This is a genomic window from Mesorhizobium sp. LNHC209A00 (genome assembly GCF_000502915.1).
Taxonomy (GTDB): Bacteria; Pseudomonadota; Alphaproteobacteria; order Rhizobiales; family Rhizobiaceae; genus Mesorhizobium.
Window position 1 is genome coordinate 33,429 of record NZ_AYWT01000004.1, and the last position, 19,399, is coordinate 52,827.

Consider the following 19,399-nt stretch of genomic DNA (forward strand, 5'->3'; position numbering starts at 1 on the left):
TCGACGATGAGCAATGCAGCAGCTGATGTCCCGGCCCATCACGAATGGAAGACCATTGCCTGGCTGGCAATTCTTGGAACCGTCGGCAGCCTGTGCGTGTCCCTGATCCTGAACTATCTGCTGTTGTTCAGCGAGACGCTGACGCCTTTCGGGCGCGGCATGATCACCGCAACGCTTTTGCCTGTGGTGATCTGCCTGCCGCTGTTTGTGTTCATAGGCCTGAAACTGGCCGAGATCCGTCGTTATCGGCGGGAACTCAACCGGGCCGCGACCTTCGACACGCTGACCGGTTGCCTGAATGGGAGGGTCTTCACGTCGCTGATCGAGAGACGGGCGATCAGGTCTTCCCCACAAGGCGAGAGATCGGGCGCCTTCCTGGTCATTCATCCTGAACACCTGAACGCCATCAACTTGCGCTTCGGCCTGAACTGGGGCGACGAGGCCTTGCGTCTGATCGCTTCAACCATCCGGTCTTGCGTGCGCTCGCAAGACGTCGTCGGCCGCATAGGCGCCTCCATGTTCGGTGTGTTCCTTCCCGGAACGGATGAGGCCGACGCCAGGACGGTGGGCGAGCGTATCCGTGCCACTGTCTCGCAGGTTTATTTCGCCCCTCAGGGAGCCGAGGAGGTTCTGGCCGTGTCCGTCGGGGGCGTGGTTTTCGAGCAGGACCTGGACTTCGAGGATATGTTCCGGCCGGCCGAAGAGAGCTTGTCGGGCAAAGGCGGTTTTGGACTGTCGCGTATCCAACGCGCTTCAATGTGACGACCCCGCACCATTCCATCCCAATTGGCGGAAAGGGCGTGCCCTGCCCGGCAAACGGGCGGGCACGCCTTGGGATCCTTCGTGATCGCGAGACGGGCTCGTTGCTTTTCAAAGCCGGCTTATGCAATCGTGGCCGTGGACGCCAGCCTGCCACTGACACCAGACATTGGCACCTGACCAATATCTCCGGACCCGACCTCGATGGCTGTGTATCGACGGAATACTGTTGGAGCAGAATGAAATTTTACTCGGCCGCCGAGCGCATTGCCTTTATCGCCACGCTCATTGCGGTCTTGGTGCTCGCGTTGCTGCCGATATCTCGCCTCGACGAATTCGGCATCGACATCGGCTTCCACTACGACAAGGCCAACCACGCGAGCGCCTTCGCGATCCTGGCATTTCTGGGAAGTCTGGGCTGGCCCGGCCGCAAGACGAGGCTGATCATCTTCCTCGCCCTGGTTGGAGCCGCGATCGAAATCCTCCAGGGCACGTCGCTGATAGAGCGTGATTTCGACGTGTTCGACTGGATCGCCGACTGCGTCGGCGTGGCTTGCGGACTGCTGGCGGCAATCTGCGCGAACTGGATTACGCGACGCATGTATTAGCAAATCAACAAGTTGGCGCTGAAGGTGAAGGTCTAGCGCGAACTGCATGATGGCGAGCGGGATCGTCGCGTGCCTGTGCTGAAGATGAGTCTGCTCTATTTCGTCTGGGCCTCGGCCAAACACCATTCCCACAGACGCGATCAGAAAACTAAGCGGTCCGCCGATGACGGCCGGAAGCTTCAACTCGCGATAGCGGTCGGACGCGTCAACTCGCCTCGCGCATCGCCTCTGCCGCCTGCAAATCGACAGAGACAAGCTGGCTGACGCCCTGCTCGGCCATGGTTACGCCGAACAGCCGGTCCATGCGGGCCATGGTGATGGGATTGTGGGTGATGATGACGAAACGCGTCTCGGTGGTCTTGGCCATCTCGTCCATGAGGTTGCAGAAGCGCTCGACATTGTGATCATCGAGCGGCGCATCGACTTCGTCGAGCACGCAGATCGGTGCCGGGTTGGTCAGGAAGACGGCGAAGATCAGCGACATCGCCGTCAGCGCCTGCTCTCCGCCCGACAGCAGCGTCATGGTCTGCGGCTTCTTGNCTGAAGCGCTCGACATTGTGATCGTCGAGTGGGGCGTCGACTTCGTCGAGCACGCAGATCGGCGCCGGATTTGTCAGGAACACGGCGAAGATCAGCGACATCGCCGTCAGCGCCTGCTCTCCGCCCGACAGCAGCGTCATGGTCTGCGGCTTCTTGCCGGGCGGTCGGGCAAGAATCTCCAGGCCCGCCTCCAGCGGATCCTCGGATTCGATCAGCTGCAATTCCGCCGTGCCGCCACCGAACAGATGCGAGAACAGTCGCTGAAAGTGGCCGTTGACGACATCGAAGGCGGCCAGCAGCCGTTCGCGGCCCTCACGATTGAGGCTCTGGATCGCTTGCCTGAGCTTGCGGATCGCTTCGATAATGTCCTCGCGCTCGGAAACGATCGCCTCCAGGCGCTCGGAAAGCTCCCTCTGCTCTTCCTCGGCGCGCAGATTGACGGCGCCGAGCCGCTCGCGCTCGACCTTCAGCCGATCCAACTGGCGCTCGATCTCGGGCATTTCGGGCATCGGATCGTCGGCTTCCAGGCCGGTGTGGCGGATGACCAGATGCGGCGGCGTGTTCAACGTTTCCTGGATGCGCGCCTCGATCTCCAGCCGGCGTTCGTCGGCCGCCGTCAGCCGTTCCTCGGCGCGGGCGCGGGTTTCGCGCGCTTCGGCCAGCGACTGGATGGCTGATGTGGCCGCCTTGTCCAGTTCGGCCTGCCTGTTCTCCGCCTCCTGCAACCGGTCCGCTGCCGCCTTGCGCAAGGTTTCGGCCTCGGTGAGCTGCGACAGCAGCGCACGCCGCTTGGCGTCGATCTCGTCAGGCGCATCGGCCAGCCGTTCGCGCTCGGCCTCGGCCTCTGCCTTACGTTCGGTGAGCGATGCGATCTGCGTCGAGGCGTTTTCGGCGCGCACCAGCCAGTTGCTGCGTTCGGCACCTATGGCATCAAGCCGGCGTGTGCGTGCCTCGGCTTCTCGCCGCAAGCCCTCATGGACGGCGCGCGCATCGGCAAGCGCGGCGCGATCGCGCGAGACATTGGCCGAGGACTGTTCGAGCTGGAATTGCAGGTCGCCGAGATCGGGCGCGTCCTGCAGCAGCATCTTAGCCTCGACGAAAGCCGCTGACGTCTCCTCATGGCTGTCGACGATGCGGGCGCGCGCCTCGTCCAGCGCGGCACGCCGACTCGATAGTTCACCGCCGGCCCTTTCGGCGTCGGCCAGCACATTGCGAGCGGCGTCCAGCCGGTGCTGGGCCTCACGTCCCGCCTGGCGCGTATTGCGTTCGGCTTCGCTTGCCTGGCGGAGCGCCTGCTCGGCTTGCGCTAGCGCTTCCTCGGCCTGGCGCAGCACAAGCGTCGCCTGCACCGCTTCGGCATCGAGTTCGGCAAGCCGGTTCTTCTGTGCCAGCCTTTGTGCCGCGGCGGTCGGTGCATCGGCGCTGGCGGTCAGTCCGTCCCAGCGCCACAGCGCACCCTGGCGGCTGACCAGGCGCTGGCCTGGAGCCAGAAGCCCCTGCAACCGGCGACCGTCAGTGGCCTCGACGATGCCAATCTGCGCAAGACGTCGGGCTAGTTGCGCCGGCGCGCTAACCACGCTGGCAAGGCTCTTGATCCCTTCCGGAAGCGCGGCATCGTCGGGCTGGATTTCGCTTTCGCCCCAATGCGCCGGTGCGCTGCGGTCGAGCGGCACGTCAAGGTCTTCACCAAGGGCGGCCCCCAGCGCCGTCTCGAAGCCACGCTCGACGCTGATCTGCTCCAGCACCGAAGGGAAGAGGTCGCCACTGGCCGCGTTCAGGATCTTGGCCAGCGTGCGCGCTTCGGTCTCGATCCGCGCCAGCTCGGCCTTGGCGTCCTGAAGCGGCGGGCGGGCAGCGCTTTCAGCGCCACGGCCGTCGGTGACCGACTGTTCAGCCTGCTCCACCGCTGCCTCGGACTCCTCCAGCAACGCCATCGCCTGCTCGACCAGAACCTGCTTCTCGGCCGGATCCGGTAAGCCGGCGACCTTGGAGAGGATGTCCGATAATTCGCGGTCGACGTCACCGAGTTGGCGGGAGAACCGGTCACGCCGCTCCGCGGTTTCGCGCAAAGTCCGTTCGATCTGGTGGCGCGAGGCGGCGGCCTCGGCGCGCTCGGCGGTCAGCGCGGCAAGTTTGGCCTCGCTTTGAGCAAGCGTCGAGGCGGCCTGTTCGAACACCGCGCGGGTGGTGGCCTCGCGCTCGGCGGCGCCGGCGTTTTCGGAATTCAGCGCGGCCTCTTCCGCACGCAGGCGCTCGAGAACGTCGGCATTGTCGCGCACCATCCGTTCTTCGCGGGCAATGTCGCCGTCGAGCTGCTGCAGCCGGCGTTCGAGTTCGGCCTGCCGGTTGCGGATACGGCCAGCTTCTTCCTCGATCTGCGACCTGGCGATCGACAGGCGCTGGAAAGCCGCGGCAGCCGCGGCTTCCGCGTCGCGCAGGTCAGGCAAGCGATGGGCGGAGATGCCTTGCTCCTTGGCCGCGTTCATCTGCGTGGCGGCGCGCTCGCCGACGAGCGCCGTGGCCGTAGCCAGCGCCGAACGCGCCTCGCCTTCCTGTGTCTTGGCCAGCGTCCAGCGCAGGTGCAAGAGCGTTGCTTCCGCCTTGCGGATGTCGGCCGACAGGTTCTTGAAGCGCGACGCCTGGCGCGCCTGGCGCTTGAGGCTTTCGATCTGGCTTTCCAGCTCGCCTACGACATCGTCCAGCCGTTCGAGGTTCTGCTCGGCCGCCTTAAGCCGCAGTTCCGCCTCGTGGCGACGGGTGTGCAGGCCGGAAATACCGGCGGCTTCTTCGAGCAAGGCGCGACGGGCCTGCGGCTTGGCCTGGATCAGCTCGCCGATACGGCCTTGCCCGACCATCGAGGGCGAGCGCGCGCCGGTCGACTGGTCGGCGAACAGAAGCTGCACGTCCTTGGCGCGCGCTTCCTTGCCGTTGATGCGGTAGAGCGAGCCCGCCTCGCGCTCGATGCGGCGCGACACCTGCAGTTCGTCGGCATCGTTGAAGGCGGATGGAGCCGAGCGGTCGCTGTTGTCAAGGAAAAGCGTGACTTCGGCGGTGTTGCGGGCGGGACGGGTTCCCGAGCCGGAAAAGATGACGTCGTCCATGCCGGACGCGCGCATGTTCTTGTAGGAGCTTTCGCCCATCACCCAGCGTAGCGCCTCGACCAGGTTCGACTTGCCGCAGCCGTTCGGCCCGACAATGCCGGTCAGGCCGCGTTCGATGACGAACTCGCCGGGTTCGACGAAGGACTTGAAACCAAGGAGGCGGAGGCGCGAAAACTTCATTCGCGCGCCTCATACACCGGTTCGGCAAGAGTGTACCGAGGTTTTGCGACAGGGCGTGGAGCGTGCGAACGGATAAAGAGGCAAGCAGCGCCGGAGCGCTGCCGCTTCAGCACTGAGCCGATGTCAGAGCAGAGGGTCGATGATGGCCGACATTTCCTCAATCGACATCGCCCCTTTGTAGGTCTTACCGTTGATGAAAAAGGTCGGCGTCGAGTCGACCTTGAATTCATTGGCGCCACGCTTCTGGACCGATCTCACATCGTCCAGAAGTTTCTGGTCCGTCAAGCAGGCCTCGAAGGACTCCTGTGTAAAACCGGCAAGCTTGGAAATTTGCAGCAGCGCTTCCTTGGTGTTCGACACGCCGACCCAGTTTGCCTGCTGCCTGAACAGCACGTCGACCATCGGGAAATAGTTATCCTTGGCGCAACGCGCCAGCATGAAACCGGCTTCGGCGCTCGGATCGAATGGGAATTCGCGCAGGATGTAGCGCGCCTTGCCGGTATCGATGTACTTGGTCTTCAAATCCGGAAAGGTGGTCTCGGCGAAATGCGCGCAGTGTGGGCAGGTCATCGAGGCGTATTCGACGATGGTGACCTTGGCATCATCCTTGCCGAGCTGCTTGTCGGGCAGCGCGCCCGGCTTCATCAGTTCGGTCATGTCGACGTTGCCCTGCGCTTCCGGCACCTGGACCGCGGCGGGCGTGGCCGGCTTTGCGGGCGTTGCGGGGTTCGCGGGTTTGACGTCCGCAGCCTTCGCCTCTTCGCCGGAATCACTGCAGGCGGCGAGCAGGGCCACCGCCGGGATCGCGGCCAGCGACGTCAGGACGTTTCTGCGAGAGAAGCTTTGGCCAAACGGGGGACGGCTCATACGAATCACCTGATTAAGGTTGGATTTTGCAATGCAAAGGCACGAAAAGGCGAGAGTTGGCGCGAATTAAGGCATACCTGTCCCCAATCCAATCGCGAAACCTGACAAGGGCGATCACGAATGCGCGAGATTAACGACAAACCTATGACCGTTTCCAGTTAGAACCAAGGGTTGTCTCCATTTGGGCCGACCGGGGCGGCTGTAACCGTTCCACTTCGACCTTGGCCAGACGGCCCCGGGATCGTCCCCAGTGTCATTGCAGCCGTCTAGGCTTTCCTTGCGCCCAGAATGGTCGCGCCCAGCCGTTCCAACGAGGCGCGCAGCCCGTCATCCTCGATCAGCCCGACAGTATCGGACAATTTCGCCTTTTCGGCCGCGCTTAACGCCCTGAGGGCGGGTTTGGGCCGGGCTCTTCCCGAGCTTATCGGCTTCTGCACGATACTGATGCGACCTATCGCCCTGAAACCCAGGAAGGCGTTCACCCGGTTTATGATCTCGCCGGTCTCGTGCTGCAGATGAAGCGCGGCCATGCCTTCGCAGGCGATGACCAGTACGGCCGGCTCGAACGGATCATCCTCGTGCAGGCGGCGCGGCCACTGGATTTTTTCGGGCCGCGAGTGGATGGCCAGGCGCGGTCCGGCAATCTCTTCCCATGACTGGACCAGACCGATCGAGATGCCTGCCCGCTTGCGCAGCACCGGGTCGAGGATGTCGGTGGCGAGATCGCTCACCGGAACGGGATTGCCGAAGCGCCTTTTCCCTGCCATGTGCGTTCTCCAGCACGACCCAGCAGATACCGGCCAGGCCAACGCAAAGATCAATGGCACCAGCAGACCAGACCCGCAAGGCCCATACCAGCAAGGCCCAGACCAGCAAGGCCATCTCGGATGATACGGCGTTGTGCCTGCTCGCCTGGTATGACGCGCATCATCGCGACTTGCCGTGGCGCGTGACACCGCGCGAGCATGCGCGCGGTGTGCGGCCCGACCCCTACCGTATCTGGTTGTCCGAGGTGATGCTGCAGCAGACCACCGTCGAGGCGGTGAAATCGTATTTCCTCGCCTTTATCGAGAAATGGCCCGATGTCGAAGCGCTGGCCGCGGCGCCGACGGAGGATGTAATGAAAGCCTGGGCGGGGCTCGGCTACTACTCCCGCGCCCGCAACCTCAAGGCCTGCGCCGATCTGGTGGCGGCGCGCGGCGGCCGGTTTCCAGACACCGAAACCGGACTTCGAGAATTGCCGGGGATCGGCGCCTATACATCGGCGGCAATAACGGCCATCGCCTTCGACCGCCACGCCGCCGTTGTCGACGGCAATGTCGAACGCGTAATCTCACGGCTGTTTTCGATCACGACGCCGCTCAGCGAAGCCAAGGCCGAGATACGGGTTCATGTCGAGCGCATGGTGCCGGCGACAAGGCCCGGCGACTTCGCCCAGGCCATGATGGATCTCGGCGCCACGATCTGCACGCCGCGCCGGCCGCGCTGCATGCTGTGCCCGTTGCGCGAGGACTGCAGCGCCGTTGTTTCAGGAGATCCCGAGAATTTCCCTGTGCGGCCGCCAAAGGCCGAAAAGCCGTTGCGGCGCGGCGCTGCTTTCGTTGCCATGGGTGACGACGGTGCCATTCTTTTGCGCAAGCGGCCTGAGAAAGGGCTGCTCGGCGGCATGACGGAAGTGCCGACCACCGCCTGGACAGCTCGGGTGGACGGAGCGACCACAGAGGCGGCAGCGCCCTTTCCCGGGGACTGGCGGCGCGCCGGGACAGTCGCGCATGTGTTCACCCATTTCACGCTCGAACTCGAAGTCTTTCGCGCTCACATCGAAGGTGATGCCCCGGCAGGACATTTCTGGTCGCCCGCCCATGAGATTTCAGGCGAGGCGCTGCCCACCGTCATGAAAAAGGCAATCGAGGCTGCGATACCCGGCGCGACGAAAAAACCGTCGCCATTGAGTGCGAAGAGGCCCCATGACTGAAATCCGCCACATCGTGTTCGACATCGGCAAGGTGCTGATCCATTACGATCCGAACATTCCGTTCAGCCGCCTCATTCCCGACGACGAAGAGAGAAAGTGGTTCTTCGACAATATCTGCACGCATGACTGGAACATAGAGCAGGATCGCGGCCGGACGTGGGAAGAGGCCGAAGCGCTGTTGATCGCTGCGCACCCCGAGCACGCCGAAAACATCCGCAATTTCCGCCGCCACTGGCACGAGATGGTTCCGCATGCCTATGACGACAGTGTCGCCATCATGCTCGGCCTGATCGACAGCGGCCACGATGTGACGATGCTGACCAACTTTGCTTCCGACACGCTGGCCGAAGCGCGCGAACGTTTCGATTTTCTCGGCCGTCCGCGCGGCGTCACCATCTCGGGCGAGATCGGCAAGATCAAACCGGATCGTGGCATCTACGATCACCACGTGGCCGCGTTCGGCCTCGACCCGTCGGCGACGCTGTTCATCGACGACAGCCAGAAAAATGTCGACGGCGCCAAGGCCGCGGGCTGGCAAGCGGTGCTGTTCACCGATGCCAGCACGCTTAAAGCAGACCTTGAGCGATTGGGGATCAGGGCGTGATCTCCATCGCTTGCGGCGACCCGTTGAGACTTTGAATCAAAAAATATGAGGCAGGTTGCAGGGCTCAGCCACCTGCCCGTTCCATGCCGAGCCGGGCGATGCGGCGCAGTTCGTCGATGGGGGTAAGCCCGCCGCTGCGCTCATAATGCCAGAAGGTCCATCCGTTGCAGGCGTCCAATCCCTGCACCTCGGCGCCGATCTTGTGGATCGAGCCGGCGCTGTCGCCGATCGCGACGGTCCCATCGGCGCGAACCCTGGCGGCCCAGCGCTTCTTGGCGTCATAGAGCGTGGCGCCGGGCGTCATCAGCCCGGTGTCGATCAGGCTGACGAAGGCGACGCGCGGCTCGGCGCGCTTGCCGGTAAGCACGGTGAGATCCGCTTCGTCGAGTGGCCGCACGGCATCGATGCGCTCATTGGCGGCGTCGATATAGGCCTGCTCGCGCTCGATGCCGACGAAGTGACGACCGAGGCGCTTGGCAACCGCGCCTGTCGTGCCGGAGCCGAAGAACGGGTCGAGCACGACGTCCCCCGGCTTGGTCGAGGCCATCATGATGCGGGCAAGCAGCGCCTCGGGCTTTTGGGTCGGATGCAGCTTGTCGCCATTCTCGTTCTTCAGGCGCTCGCCGCCGGTGCAGATCGGGAACAGCCAGTCGGAGCGCATCTGGATGTCATCGTTCGACGCCTTCAGCGCTTCGTAGTTGAAGGTATAGCCCTTGCCCTTCTGGTCACGCGAAGCCCAGATCATCGTCTCATGCGCGTTCTGGAAGCGGCGGCCACGAAAATTCGGCATCGGATTGGTCTTGCGCCAGACCACGTCGTTGAGAATCCAGAAGCCGAGATCCTGCATCTTGGCGCCGACGCGGAAGATGTTGTGATAGGAGCCAATGACCCAGATGGTGCCGTGGGGCTTCAGCACGCGGCGTGCCGCCAGCAGCCAGGCGCGGGTGAAGGCGTCATAGGCTTCGAAGCTCTCGAACTGGTCCCAGTCGTCGTCGACCGCATCGACCTTGGACTGGTCGGGACGGTGCAGGTCGCCGTCGAGCTGCAGATTGTAGGGCGGATCGGCGAAGATAGTGTCGATCGACTTTTCCGGCAGGCGGTCGAGCGCCGCGACGCAGTCGCCTTTCAGGATCGTGTCCAGCCATTCGGATTGCTGGGGAGCGTGGGAGAGCTCGTCGAGAAGACGCACGGCTGACATTTTGTACACCCAAGGCACGCGTTACTGTTTACTGCCCGTTATGGTTACCGATCAGCGTAAATATTCGGTGAAGCTTTATCGATGCCGTGGAGGAGTTTGCGAAGCCGTGTCCATTGGTGTATGCCGCGCCGCTTGGGCCCTGAGCGGCCATTCCTCCACCCTCCCTCGTCCGGATCACCATGCCCCAGCCAGACCTTGTCATCTTCGATTGCGACGGCGTGCTCGTCGATTCCGAAATCATCGCCGCGCGGGTCGAAGCGGAACTGATAACCCTGGCCGGATACGAAATCTCGGCGGAGGAGATTGCCGAGACCTATGCCGGCCTGACCTTCAAGGACATACTGATACGAATCGAGGAGAAGTCCAAAATCCCGTTCCAGGTGTCGCTGATCGATCGCGCCGAGGAACTGGTCGACCGCAAACTGCGCAGCGACGTGCGCGCCATCGAAGGCGTTCGCGAAGCGGTCGCCTCGGTCACGTCGCAACGCTGCATCTGCTCCAACTCACGTTCGGAGCGGATCGAGTTCATGCTAGAGAAAGTGCATCTGTTGCCGTTCTTCGCCGGCCGCATCTTCTCGGCGATGGAAACGCCGACCGGAAAGACCAAGCCGTCTCCAGACGTGTTCCTACATGCCGCCGAAAAGCTCGACGCCAACCCAGCGAACACCTTCGTCATCGAGGATTCCGTGCACGGCGTCACCGGCGCCAAGGCCGCCGGCATGCGCGTGATCGGTTTTACGGGCGCCAGCCACAGCTATCCCGGCCATGCCGATGCCTTGACAGAGGCCGGCGCCGAGACGGTGATCCGCCGCTGGGCGGAACTGAAGAGCGTCATTGCCGCTCTATCGGAGTGGTCGGCGGATGCCTGAGATGCATGCGTCCGACCGGACGCACGCTAGGTCGACAGCCGCCTAGTTCGTCGCGACCGTCTTCTTCCTGTGGGTCTTCTTCCTCGGCTTGTCGGTCGTGGCCTTCGGCGCGGTTTCGTCGTAACCGGCATAGGCCTGGTAGTCGGCCGCCGTCGGCGCCGGGACGACGACGTTGGTATCGGTGAAGACAAACTGGGTCGCGACCGAGGGATCGGTTACCTGAACCTGATACTGGTGGATCTGCGAATAAAGCACGTCGGTGCCGTGCATGACCGCGGTGCGGATCGGCATGGTGATGGTGCCGGGCGTGAACTTCGGTCCTGGGACGATCTTGCCGGCCACCGCGATCTTCATCGTCAGTTGTCCGTCGGCACGGCTGCAATCGCGGGTCACGTCGCTGATCGACGCCTGATAAATGATCCTCGCCGAATCGTCGGGCGGCGTAGCAGCAGCAGCTTCGGCGGCGGCCTGAGCCGCGGCATCCGCAGCGGCATCGCCGGTCTTCTTAAGCTTCGGCTTGGGCTTCTTGACCTCGTTGACATAGGTATTGAAGAAGGCCGTGCCGTCGCGCACCGTCACCCTTGGGCAATAGGCGTTCAGCTGGCTGGCCAACACCTTGGGGTCCTGGGGCGGCGGTGGCGCCGTCGGATCCTTCTTGCCGAAACCGAGGTTCAGGATGCCATTGTCGCCTGATTGGCAGCCCGCGGCGGCAAGCATAAAGCCCGTGAGCGCAAGACCCGCCAAAAAGCGACCACTTGATATACGAAACGCCATGAAACCGCACTTCCCTCTCGCAAAGCTGGTGACGTATATCAACCGCGCGGCAAAAATGCGACTAGAGCCGGTGCAGAAATTAACCACCTTGTGGTGAACGGAAAAACAGGCGGCAAACGGATCTGTGACATGCATTATGTGAGTACCCGCGGCGAAGCGCCCGCGCTTGGATTTTCCGACGCCGTCCTGGCCGGCCTGGCGCGCGATGGCGGGCTCTATGTACCGCGCGAATGGCCGCATTTCTCTCCATCCGAGATTCGAGCCATGCGCGGCCTAGCGTATCCAGACCTCGCAATGCGCGTGCTGACGCCGTTCCTCGGCGGCGAGATCGCCGCGCCGGTCTTCGAGCGCCTGGTCCGCGAAGCCTATGCCACCTTCCGCCATGAGGCCGTCTGCCCGCTGGTGCAGACCGGTGCCAACACTTTTGTCCTCGAACTCTTTCACGGACCGACATTGGCGTTCAAGGACGTGGCGATGCAGTTGCTTGCCCGGCTGATGGACCATGTGCTTGCCGAACGCGACCAGCACGCCACCATCGTCGGCGCCACCTCGGGCGATACCGGTGGCGCGGCCATAGACGCCTTTGCCGGGCGCAGCCGCACCGACATCTTCATCCTTTTTCCGCATGGCCGCGTCTCGCCGGTGCAGCAGCGGCAGATGACGACGTCGAAGGCTGAAAATGTCCATGCGCTGGCGATCGAAGGCAATTTCGACGACTGTCAGGGCCTGCTGAAGGACATGTTCAACGATCACGGCTTCCGCGACCAGGTGTCGCTATCGGGGGTCAATTCGATCAACTGGGCGCGCATCATGGCCCAGATCGTCTATTATTTCTCCTCGGCATTGTCGCTCGGCGCACCGGACAGGCCGGTGTCCTTCACCGTGCCGACCGGCAATTTCGGCGATATCTTCGCCGGCTACGCCGCCAAGAAGATGGGCCTGCCGATCGACCGGCTGGTCATCGCCACCAACGATAACGACATATTGGCACGCACCTTCGCGACCGGCGAATACCGGACCAAAGGGGTCTTTGCGACCACCTCGCCGTCGATGGACATCCAGGTTTCGTCGAACTTCGAACGCCTGCTTTTCGAGGCGTCAAACCGCGACGCCGCAACGGTGCGGCGCTACATGGCCGGCCTCAAACAATCGGGCGCCTTCACCATCGAAGCCGCGGAAATCGCCGGTATGCGAACCGAATTCGACGCCGGCCGCGCCGATACGGACGAGGTCGCCGCCACCATCCGCTCGACGCTGGCAAACAGCAACTACCTGCTCGATCCACATACGGCGGCAGCCATGCATGTGGCGACGGCCAGGGCTGCCGGCGCCGTGCCGATGGTGGTGCTCGGCACCGCCCATCCGGCGAAATTCCCGGCCGCCGTGGAAGCCGCCAGCGGTGTCTCGCCCGCCCTGCCCGCATGGTTAGGGGGATTGATGACATTCGAGGAAAAATACACGGTACTTCCATCCGACCTCAAAATGGTGGAAGATTACGTCAGTCGCCGCGCGCGGGCGGCGCGTTAGGGAGTACGAGCCATATGGGTGTTGAGGTAAGCCGTCTGTCGAACGGCCTGACAGTCGCCACCGAAACCCTTCCAAGTATCGAATCGGTTGCCTTGGGTGCCTGGGTCAAATCGGGTGCCCGCAATGAACGCGAAGACGAGCACGGCATGGCCCATCTGCTCGAGCACATGGCGTTCAAGGGGACGAAGCGGCGAAGCGCCTTCGAGATCGCCTCGGAAATCGAGGACGTCGGCGGCGAGATCAATGCGGCCACCAGCGTCGAGACCACATCCTACTACGCCAGGGTGCTCTCCGACGATATGCCGCTGGCCGTCGATATCCTGTCCGACATCCTGCAGGAGTCCGAATTCGACCCGCAGGAACTTGAGCGCGAGCAGCACGTCATCTTGCAGGAGATCGGCGCCGCGCACGACACGCCCGACGACATCGTCTTCGACCGTTTCACCGAGACGGCCTTTCGCCACCAGACCATCGGCCGCTCGATCCTGGGTACGCCCGAAACGGTAAAATCCTTCACCTCCAAGCAGTTGCACGATTTCATCGAACGCCAGTATGGCGCCGAACGGATGGTGATCGTGGCCGCAGGCGACATCAAGCACGACAAGTTCGTGCGCGAGGTCGAAAACCGGCTCGGCGGTTTCCGCAGCAAGGCCGACAGCACCATTCCACAATACGCGCAATATGTCGGCGGCGACTTCCGCGAGGACCGCGACCTGATGGATGCGCAGATCGTGCTGGGCTTCGAGGGCCGCGCCTACCATGTGCGCGATTTCTACGCCTCGCAGGTGCTGTCTATGATCCTCGGCGGCGGCATGTCATCGCGTCTGTTCCAGGAGGTCCGCGAAAAACGCGGCCTCTGCTACTCGGTTTATGCCTTCCACTGGGGCTTTTCCGATACGGGCATATTCGGCGTTCATGCCGCGACGGGCCAAAGCGATATCGCCAAGCTGGTGCCTGTCATCATCGACGAGTTGCAGAAGGCCGGCGAGAGCATCCTGCAGGAAGAACTCGACCGCGCGCGCGCACAATATCGCGCCGGGCTGATCATGTCGGCCGAGAGCCCGGCCAGCCGCGCCTCGCAGATCGCGCGGCAGCTACTCCTTTTCGGCAGGCCGATCGCGAAGGAAGAGCTGATGGAGCGCCTGGCGGCGCTGACGATCGAGCGCCTGACCGACCTGTCGTCGCGGATGTTCTCGACCAAGCCGACGCTTACCGCTGTCGGGCCCGTGGGTACGCTGGCACCATATGAGGCGATCCTCGATTCGCTTCCGGGCACGCAGACCACGGCCCGCAGGCTCGCCGTCTAAGTCCCAAGCGCCGTGTTCGCGCTCCCTTTCTTTCGCCGTGACCTGCCGGCACTGAAGGGCAACCTCGTCACGCTGCGCGTGCCGCTCACCAATGACTACCGCGAGTGGTCGGCGGTGCGCGGCGAAAGCCGGGCGTTCCTGGAACCGTGGGAGCCGCGCTGGACCCCCGACGAACTCGACCGCACGGCATGGCGCCTGCGCGTCAGCCGCTATCGCGAGGACTACGCACAGGGAAGCGCGATCGCCTTCTTCATCTTCGAGAAATCGAGCGGCAAGCTCGCGGGCGGCATCACGCTCGGCAACATACGCCACGGCGTCTCGCAAAGCGGCCATGTCGGCTACTGGATCGGCGAGCGCTTCGGCGGCCGCGGCCTGATGACAGACGCGGTCAAGGTGGTGGCCCGCTTCGCCTTCGATACACTGAGGTTGCACCGGATCGAAGCCGCCTGTATTCCCGACAATATCAGGTCGATCCGCGTGCTTGAAAAAGCCGGATTCCGGCGCGAAGGACTTCTGCGATCCTATCTCAGGATCAACGGCATCTGGCAGGACCACTACCTCTACGCCCGGATCGCCGACGATCCGCCGGGCGCTGGAACGAAGGACTGATTTTTGACGAATTCCCTGCGAAACGGGCCGCTGTTCGCCTTTCTGCTGGCGACGATGCTGACGCTGTGCGCGGCTTCGTCGGCCTTTGCCGTGGAACCCATCAAGATCGCCCGCGACGATGTCGCGCTCGATCTTTCGCGCGCCGTCGAAATCTACCGCAACCAGGGTGAGAACTTCCAGGTGTCGACCGCGCCCGGGCCGGACGGCATCGTGCGGCGGATCGAGGTCGAAGCCAACGATGCCCGCTCGACCGGCGACTGGGCTGTCTTCGCGCTCGCCAACACCACCGACCAGCAACTCGATCGGCTGATCGTGGCGCCGCACTTCCGGCTGGTCAATTCCGGCATCTTCTGGCCGGATCTGGGTTCTACGCGCATCGCCGCCATCACGCCCAGCGAAGGCTTCGCGCTCGACCGCCAGACCAGCCCCGACGCCGACGTGTTCCGGGTGACGCTGAACCCCGGCACGGTGATCACCTTCATTGCCGAACTCGCCTCGCCGAAGCTGCCGCAGGTCTACCTCTGGGATCCTGAATCCTACAAGGATTCGGTCAATTCCTACACGCTGTTTCGCGGCATCGTCATCGGTATCGCCGGCCTTTTGGCGCTGTTCCTGACCATCCTGTTCGTGGTCAAGGGGACGTCGATGTTCCCGGCGACGGCGGCCCTCGCCTGGGCGGTGCTTGCCTATATCTGTGTCGATTTCGGCTTCCTCAACAAGGTCATCGAGATCTCGCCCGGCAACGAGCAGATGTGGAGAGCCGGCACCGAGGTGGCGCTGGCGGCGACTTTCGTGGTGTTCCTGTTTGCCTATCTCAACCTCAACCGATGGCACGGCCATTTCAGCTATGGCGCCCTGGTCTGGATTCTGGGGCTGCTCTTGATCGCCGGTGTCGCCATCGTCGATCCGGCGGTCGCCGCCGGCATCGCCCGCATCTCGTTCGCCGCGACCGCACTGACCGGGCTGGGCTTGATCATCTTCCTCGGTATTCGTGGTTATGACCGAGCGATCATGCTGGTGCCCAGCTGGGTCATGGTGCTGTTATGGCTATGCGGATCGTGGATGGCGATCACCGGCATGCTCGACAACGACATCGCCCAGCCGGCACTTGGCGGCGGCTTGATCCTGATCATCCTGTTGATCGGCTTCACCGTCATGCAGCACGCCTTTGCTGGCGGTGCGCTGCATCAGGGGCTGTTCTCCGACCTCGAGCGGCAGGCGCTGGCCGTCGCGGGATCGGGCGATACGGTGTGGGACTGGGACGTGCTGCGCGACCGCGTTGTGACCAAACCCGACGTCAGCATCCAGCTCGGCCTCGCCCCCAACAGCCTGGGCGGTGCCGCGCGCAACTGGCTGCCGGTGTTGCATGCCGACGACCGCGACACATTCCGCACGACGCTCGACGTGGTTCTCGAACACCGTCGTGGCCGGGTAGCACAGAATTTCCGCCTGCGCGGCGCCGACGGGCACTATCACTGGTTTGCCCTGCGCGCGCGACCCGTCATCGGTTCGGACGGCGAGGTGATCCGCTGCGTTGGCACCATGGTCGATGTCACCGAACAGAAGAAATCCGAGGAACGGCTGCTGCACGACGCCGTGCACGACAATCTGACCGGCCTGCCGAACCGCGAATTGTTCATGAACCGGCTGGAGGCGATCATTTCGATCGCTCGCACCGAAGAGAAGGTGCGGCCGACCGTCTTCGTCATCGATATCGACCGCTTCAAGCAGGTCAATGACGGGCTCGGCATTTCAGCCGGCGACACCATCCTGCTCACTATAGCGCGCCGCCTGCATCGGCTGTTGAAGCCGAAGGATTCGCTGTCGCGCTTCGCCGGCGACCAGTTTGCCCTGATGCTGCTGTCCGAGCAGGACCCTGCCCGCATCGCCGGGGTGGCCGATGCGATCAAGCATGCGATCAACAATCCGATCACCTTTGCCAAGCGCGAAATCGTGCTGACCGCCTCGATCGGCCTGATTACCTGGACCTCCGCGCAAACCTCGGCCGAGGACATGGTCAAGGACGCCGAGCTCGCCATGCACCAGGCCAAGCGCTTCGGCGGCGACAGGATCGAGCCGTTCCGCCCGGCGTTCCGCACCGTCGGCACCGATCGCCTTCAGTTCGAATCCGATCTGCGGCGCGCCATTGAGCGGCGCGAATTCACCCTGGCCTACCAGCCGATCGTGCGGCTCGAGGATGGCAGCGTCGCCGGCTTCGAGGCCCTGCTGCGCTGGGACCATCCGCGCCGCGGCATGATCCCGCCGGCCGATTTCATCCCGGTCGCGGAAAGCTGCGGGCTGATCGTGCAGCTTGGGCTGTTTGCCATGCAGCAGGCGGCCGAGGATCTGGCAGGATGGCAAAAGCAGATCGGCGACGCGCCGCTGTCGGTGTCGGTCAACCTGTCAAGCCGCCAGCTCATCCGCCGCGACCTGGTCAGCGACGTGCGTTCCGTGATCGCGCGCGCCAATCTGAAGCCCCGCTGCTTCCGGCTCGAACTGACCGAGTCGCTGGTCATGGACAATCCCGAGCAGACGGCCCATGTGCTGACCAAGCTCAAGCAGCTCGGCATCGGCCTGTCGCTGGACGATTTCGGCACCGGCTATTCATCGCTCGCCTATCTGACGCGGTTCCCGTTCGATACCATCAAGATCGACAAGAGCTTCGTCGACGACAGCACGCCAAAACGCACGGTGCTGCTCAAATCCATGGTCAACATGGCGCATGAGCTCGGCCTTTCGGTAGTCGCCGAGGGCATATCAGACGAGCGCGATGCGCTGGAGCTGCGCCAGATGGGATGCGAATATGTCCAGAGCTTCATGTTCGGCGCGCCGATGCCGGGCGACCAGGTGCTGAAGACGCTGAAGGAGCAGTATCCGCTCACGCAGGCCTAATGCATGTCGCCCGGACGTGTCCTCGGTTCCGGACCAACGACATGTGTAAACCAGAAGGTTGCAGCAGGTCGGGCCAATCCTATTGGCCGCGACATGCCGTAGATGCCCATCGCGTCGTGCCGCCGGCCGCTTCCACGCAAGCGACGGAGGGTCTCGACACCTAACGCGTCGCGCACGGACTATTGTTGCGAGAGTCGCAGCGCATTGACCAATGCTGACAGCGCCGCTGGCTGAAGCCGACGACTGGGATAATACAGGAAAAAGCCTGNCGCAGCGCATTGACCAATGCTGACAGCGCCGCTGGCTGAAGCCGACGACTGGGATAATACAGGAAAAAGCCTGGGATTGACGGCGTCCATTCCTCCAGGACACGGACAAGCCGTCGCTCCGCGATATACTCCGCGACTTGCTCATCATAGGCGAGACCGAGACCAACGCGGCCAGCGCCGCCTCAATCACCAGGTGAGTATCGTCGATTATGAGCGAGCCGCTGGCGTTGATCGTGACCGACTTTCTCGCACGCTCGAACTCCCACCGAGATGGACCGCCTGGAAGACGCAGGGCTATGCACTGGTGATCCTTGAGATCCCTCGATCAACGGATCGCACGTGCGACACGCCGGAAGATTTTCCGCGACGCGGCCGAGGCTGGAACATGGATCGCTGGAGCGCACCTTGGCTGGCCGGGCGTCGGCCGCGTGATGCATGAGGACAAAGCGTACGGCCATGAGCCGGCATAGCGGATAACAAGCGGACAGGCGGTTTCGCCTGTTTGCGCAATTCCAAGCCTGAACAGTTCTCGCGCACCGCCATGGGATGAGATTGCGCTAACGCCGCAGCGTTCCGGCTGCGCCTAACCTAGCGAAGGAGTCCTGGCCGGCAAAGACGAGGCTCAAGCATGTCCGGCGGCGAGGCTGAGATGAGCGAGATCGATGCCGATCGAGGCGAGAATCCGGTCGTATTTGCGTTCGATGTCGGCGTCGAACAGCAATTCCGGCGTCGCCGGGCAGGTCAGCCAGCCATTCTCGGCGATCTCGGTTTCCAACTGACCGGCGCCCCAGCCGGAATAACCGAGCGCCATGAGCGCGCGCCGCGGCCCACGCCCTGACGATATCGCCCGCAGTATGTCGACGGTCGCGGTGAGGCAGATGTCGTCGGAAACGGTGAGCGAGGAATCCACACGGTAGTCGCCCGAATGCAGGACGAAGCCCCGGCTGCGGTCGACAGGCCCGCCATTGCGCACGACGAAATCGCGCGCCTGTGCCGGCAGGCGGATCGCCTCCTGCTCGTTCATGATGCCAAGTTGTACCAGAAGGTCCGGGAACAGCATCTGCTGCGTCTGGTTGATGATCAGGCCCATCGCGCCTTCATCGCTATGGGCGCAGATGTAGATGACCGAGCGCGTGAAACGGTCGTCCTTCATACCAGGCATGGCAATCAGGAACTGATCGTCGAGAAAGCCGCGGCCGGCGGCTGTCTTTTTGTGGCGCAACAAATCCATGCCAGGGAAGGTAACGCGTTTCCCCGGCGCCGAAAAGATGCGCCGTAGCGGATTCGACCAAAGCTCATATTGCGGGTCCGGCCTTGGCT

The 19,399-nt window shown here is 63.3% G+C and carries 17 protein-coding genes; 9 read left to right on the forward strand and 8 right to left on the reverse strand.

Annotation, left to right across the window (positions count from 1 at the left end; all coding sequences use genetic code 11):
• Window positions 1-6: 6 nt before the first annotated feature.
• Entirely contained in the window at window positions 7-762 is a 756-nt protein-coding gene (locus tag X739_RS154015) for a GGDEF domain-containing protein (RefSeq protein WP_023772896.1), read from the forward strand.
• Between the two features lie 236 nt (window positions 763-998).
• Window positions 999-1,367 (forward strand): VanZ family protein, encoded by a 369-nt coding sequence (locus X739_RS154010; protein ID WP_023772897.1) that lies wholly within the window; start codon window positions 999-1,001, stop codon window positions 1,365-1,367.
• A gap of 205 nt (window positions 1,368-1,572) precedes the next feature.
• Here X739_RS154010 and X739_RS0134230 read toward each other — a convergent pair whose 3' ends face one another.
• The 4 genes from X739_RS0134230 to X739_RS154000 form a co-directional block, all read right to left on the reverse strand.
• Window positions 1,573-1,851 (reverse strand): hypothetical protein, encoded by a 279-nt coding sequence (locus X739_RS0134230; protein ID WP_198026138.1) that lies wholly within the window; start codon window positions 1,849-1,851, stop codon window positions 1,573-1,575.
• A complete protein-coding gene (smc, locus tag X739_RS0134235) occupies window positions 1,772-5,188 on the reverse strand; it encodes a chromosome segregation protein SMC (protein WP_245273833.1) in 3,417 nt (1,138 codons plus the stop codon). The genes X739_RS0134230 and smc overlap by 80 nt, the downstream gene beginning before the upstream one ends.
• Window positions 5,189-5,311: 123 nt before the next feature.
• Window positions 5,312-6,055: a DsbA family protein gene (locus tag X739_RS154005; RefSeq protein ID WP_023772899.1), complete on the reverse strand. Its 744-nt coding sequence runs from the start codon at window positions 6,053-6,055 to the stop codon at window positions 5,312-5,314.
• Between the two features lie 266 nt (window positions 6,056-6,321).
• Window positions 6,322-6,822, reverse strand: coding sequence for a DUF721 domain-containing protein (locus X739_RS154000; RefSeq protein ID WP_023794579.1), 501 nt, complete (start codon window positions 6,820-6,822; stop codon window positions 6,322-6,324).
• Between the two features lie 53 nt (window positions 6,823-6,875).
• Here X739_RS154000 and mutY point away from each other — a divergent pair, with 53 nt between their 5' ends.
• Together mutY and X739_RS153990 are read left to right on the forward strand one after the other, a co-directional pair.
• Window positions 6,876-8,030 (forward strand): A/G-specific adenine glycosylase, encoded by a 1,155-nt coding sequence (mutY, locus tag X739_RS153995; protein WP_051410584.1) that lies wholly within the window; start codon window positions 6,876-6,878, stop codon window positions 8,028-8,030.
• Window positions 8,023-8,634, forward strand: a complete 612-nt coding sequence (locus tag X739_RS153990; protein WP_023772902.1) for an HAD family phosphatase — start codon at window positions 8,023-8,025, stop codon at window positions 8,632-8,634. Before mutY ends, X739_RS153990 begins: the two co-directional genes overlap by 8 nt.
• Window positions 8,635-8,698: 64 nt before the next feature.
• On the opposite strand, the gene X739_RS153985 is transcribed toward X739_RS153990, so the two are convergent.
• A complete protein-coding gene (locus tag X739_RS153985) occupies window positions 8,699-9,832 on the reverse strand; it encodes a site-specific DNA-methyltransferase (RefSeq protein WP_023772903.1) in 1,134 nt (377 codons plus the stop codon).
• Between the two features lie 179 nt (window positions 9,833-10,011).
• Between X739_RS153985 and X739_RS153980 the strand changes: the two genes are divergently transcribed.
• Entirely contained in the window at window positions 10,012-10,701 is a 690-nt protein-coding gene (locus tag X739_RS153980; protein WP_023772904.1) for an HAD family phosphatase, read from the forward strand.
• 42 nt (window positions 10,702-10,743) lie between these two features.
• Here the strand turns inward: X739_RS153980 and X739_RS153975 are convergent, their stop codons facing one another.
• Complete coding sequence (locus X739_RS153975; RefSeq protein WP_023794581.1) at window positions 10,744-11,475, reverse strand: hypothetical protein; 732 nt, start codon at window positions 11,473-11,475, stop codon at window positions 10,744-10,746.
• 129 nt (window positions 11,476-11,604) lie between these two features.
• Here X739_RS153975 and thrC point away from each other — a divergent pair, with 129 nt between their 5' ends.
• From thrC to X739_RS153955, 4 genes are read left to right on the forward strand one after another with little or no spacing between them, the layout of a single operon-like run.
• Window positions 11,605-13,002 (forward strand): threonine synthase, encoded by a 1,398-nt coding sequence (gene thrC, locus X739_RS153970; RefSeq protein ID WP_023772906.1) that lies wholly within the window; start codon window positions 11,605-11,607, stop codon window positions 13,000-13,002.
• 14 nt (window positions 13,003-13,016) lie between these two features.
• Window positions 13,017-14,309, forward strand: a complete 1,293-nt coding sequence (locus X739_RS153965; RefSeq protein WP_023772907.1) for a pitrilysin family protein — start codon at window positions 13,017-13,019, stop codon at window positions 14,307-14,309.
• 12 nt (window positions 14,310-14,321) lie between these two features.
• On the forward strand, window positions 14,322-14,918 hold the full coding sequence (locus X739_RS153960; protein ID WP_023772908.1) for a GNAT family protein: 597 nt from the start codon (window positions 14,322-14,324) through the stop codon (window positions 14,916-14,918).
• 3 nt (window positions 14,919-14,921) lie between these two features.
• Complete coding sequence (locus X739_RS153955; protein WP_023772909.1) at window positions 14,922-17,810, forward strand: EAL domain-containing protein; 2,889 nt, start codon at window positions 14,922-14,924, stop codon at window positions 17,808-17,810.
• A 160-nt stretch (window positions 17,811-17,970) separates the two neighbouring features.
• On the opposite strand, the gene X739_RS1000000170460 is transcribed toward X739_RS153955, so the two are convergent.
• Both X739_RS1000000170460 and X739_RS153950 read right to left on the reverse strand, forming a co-directional pair.
• The gene (locus X739_RS1000000170460; protein ID WP_245273861.1) at window positions 17,971-18,204 is read right to left on the reverse strand and encodes a hypothetical protein; all 234 of its coding nucleotides are present in this window, start codon (window positions 18,202-18,204) and stop codon (window positions 17,971-17,973) included.
• 497 nt (window positions 18,205-18,701) lie between these two features.
• On the reverse strand, window positions 18,702-19,310 hold the full coding sequence (locus X739_RS153950) for a YqgE/AlgH family protein (protein ID WP_015318780.1): 609 nt from the start codon (window positions 19,308-19,310) through the stop codon (window positions 18,702-18,704).
• Between the last annotated feature and the right edge of the window lie 89 nt (window positions 19,311-19,399).

Coding starts and splice junctions, on each gene's coding strand:
- X739_RS153975 (WP_023794581.1), bottom strand. CDS start 11,475: ATGGCGTTTCGTATATCAAGTGGTCGCTTTTTGGCGGGTCTTGCGCTC.
- X739_RS0134230 (WP_198026138.1), bottom strand. CDS start 1,851: ATGTCGCTGATCTTCGCCGTCTTCCTGACCAACCCGGCACCGATCTGC.
- X739_RS153950 (WP_015318780.1), bottom strand. CDS start 19,310: ATGGATTTGTTGCGCCACAAAAAGACAGCCGCCGGCCGCGGCTTTCTC.
- mutY (WP_051410584.1), top strand. CDS start 6,876: ATGGCACCAGCAGACCAGACCCGCAAGGCCCATACCAGCAAGGCCCAG.
- thrC (WP_023772906.1), top strand. CDS start 11,605: ATGCATTATGTGAGTACCCGCGGCGAAGCGCCCGCGCTTGGATTTTCC.
- X739_RS154005 (WP_023772899.1), bottom strand. CDS start 6,055: ATGAGCCGTCCCCCGTTTGGCCAAAGCTTCTCTCGCAGAAACGTCCTG.
- X739_RS154000 (WP_023794579.1), bottom strand. CDS start 6,822: ATGGCAGGGAAAAGGCGCTTCGGCAATCCCGTTCCGGTGAGCGATCTC.
- X739_RS153965 (WP_023772907.1), top strand. CDS start 13,017: ATGGGTGTTGAGGTAAGCCGTCTGTCGAACGGCCTGACAGTCGCCACC.
- X739_RS153980 (WP_023772904.1), top strand. CDS start 10,012: ATGCCCCAGCCAGACCTTGTCATCTTCGATTGCGACGGCGTGCTCGTC.
- X739_RS154015 (WP_023772896.1), top strand. CDS start 7: ATGAGCAATGCAGCAGCTGATGTCCCGGCCCATCACGAATGGAAGACC.
- X739_RS153985 (WP_023772903.1), bottom strand. CDS start 9,832: ATGTCAGCCGTGCGTCTTCTCGACGAGCTCTCCCACGCTCCCCAGCAA.
- X739_RS153990 (WP_023772902.1), top strand. CDS start 8,023: ATGACTGAAATCCGCCACATCGTGTTCGACATCGGCAAGGTGCTGATC.
- X739_RS154010 (WP_023772897.1), top strand. CDS start 999: ATGAAATTTTACTCGGCCGCCGAGCGCATTGCCTTTATCGCCACGCTC.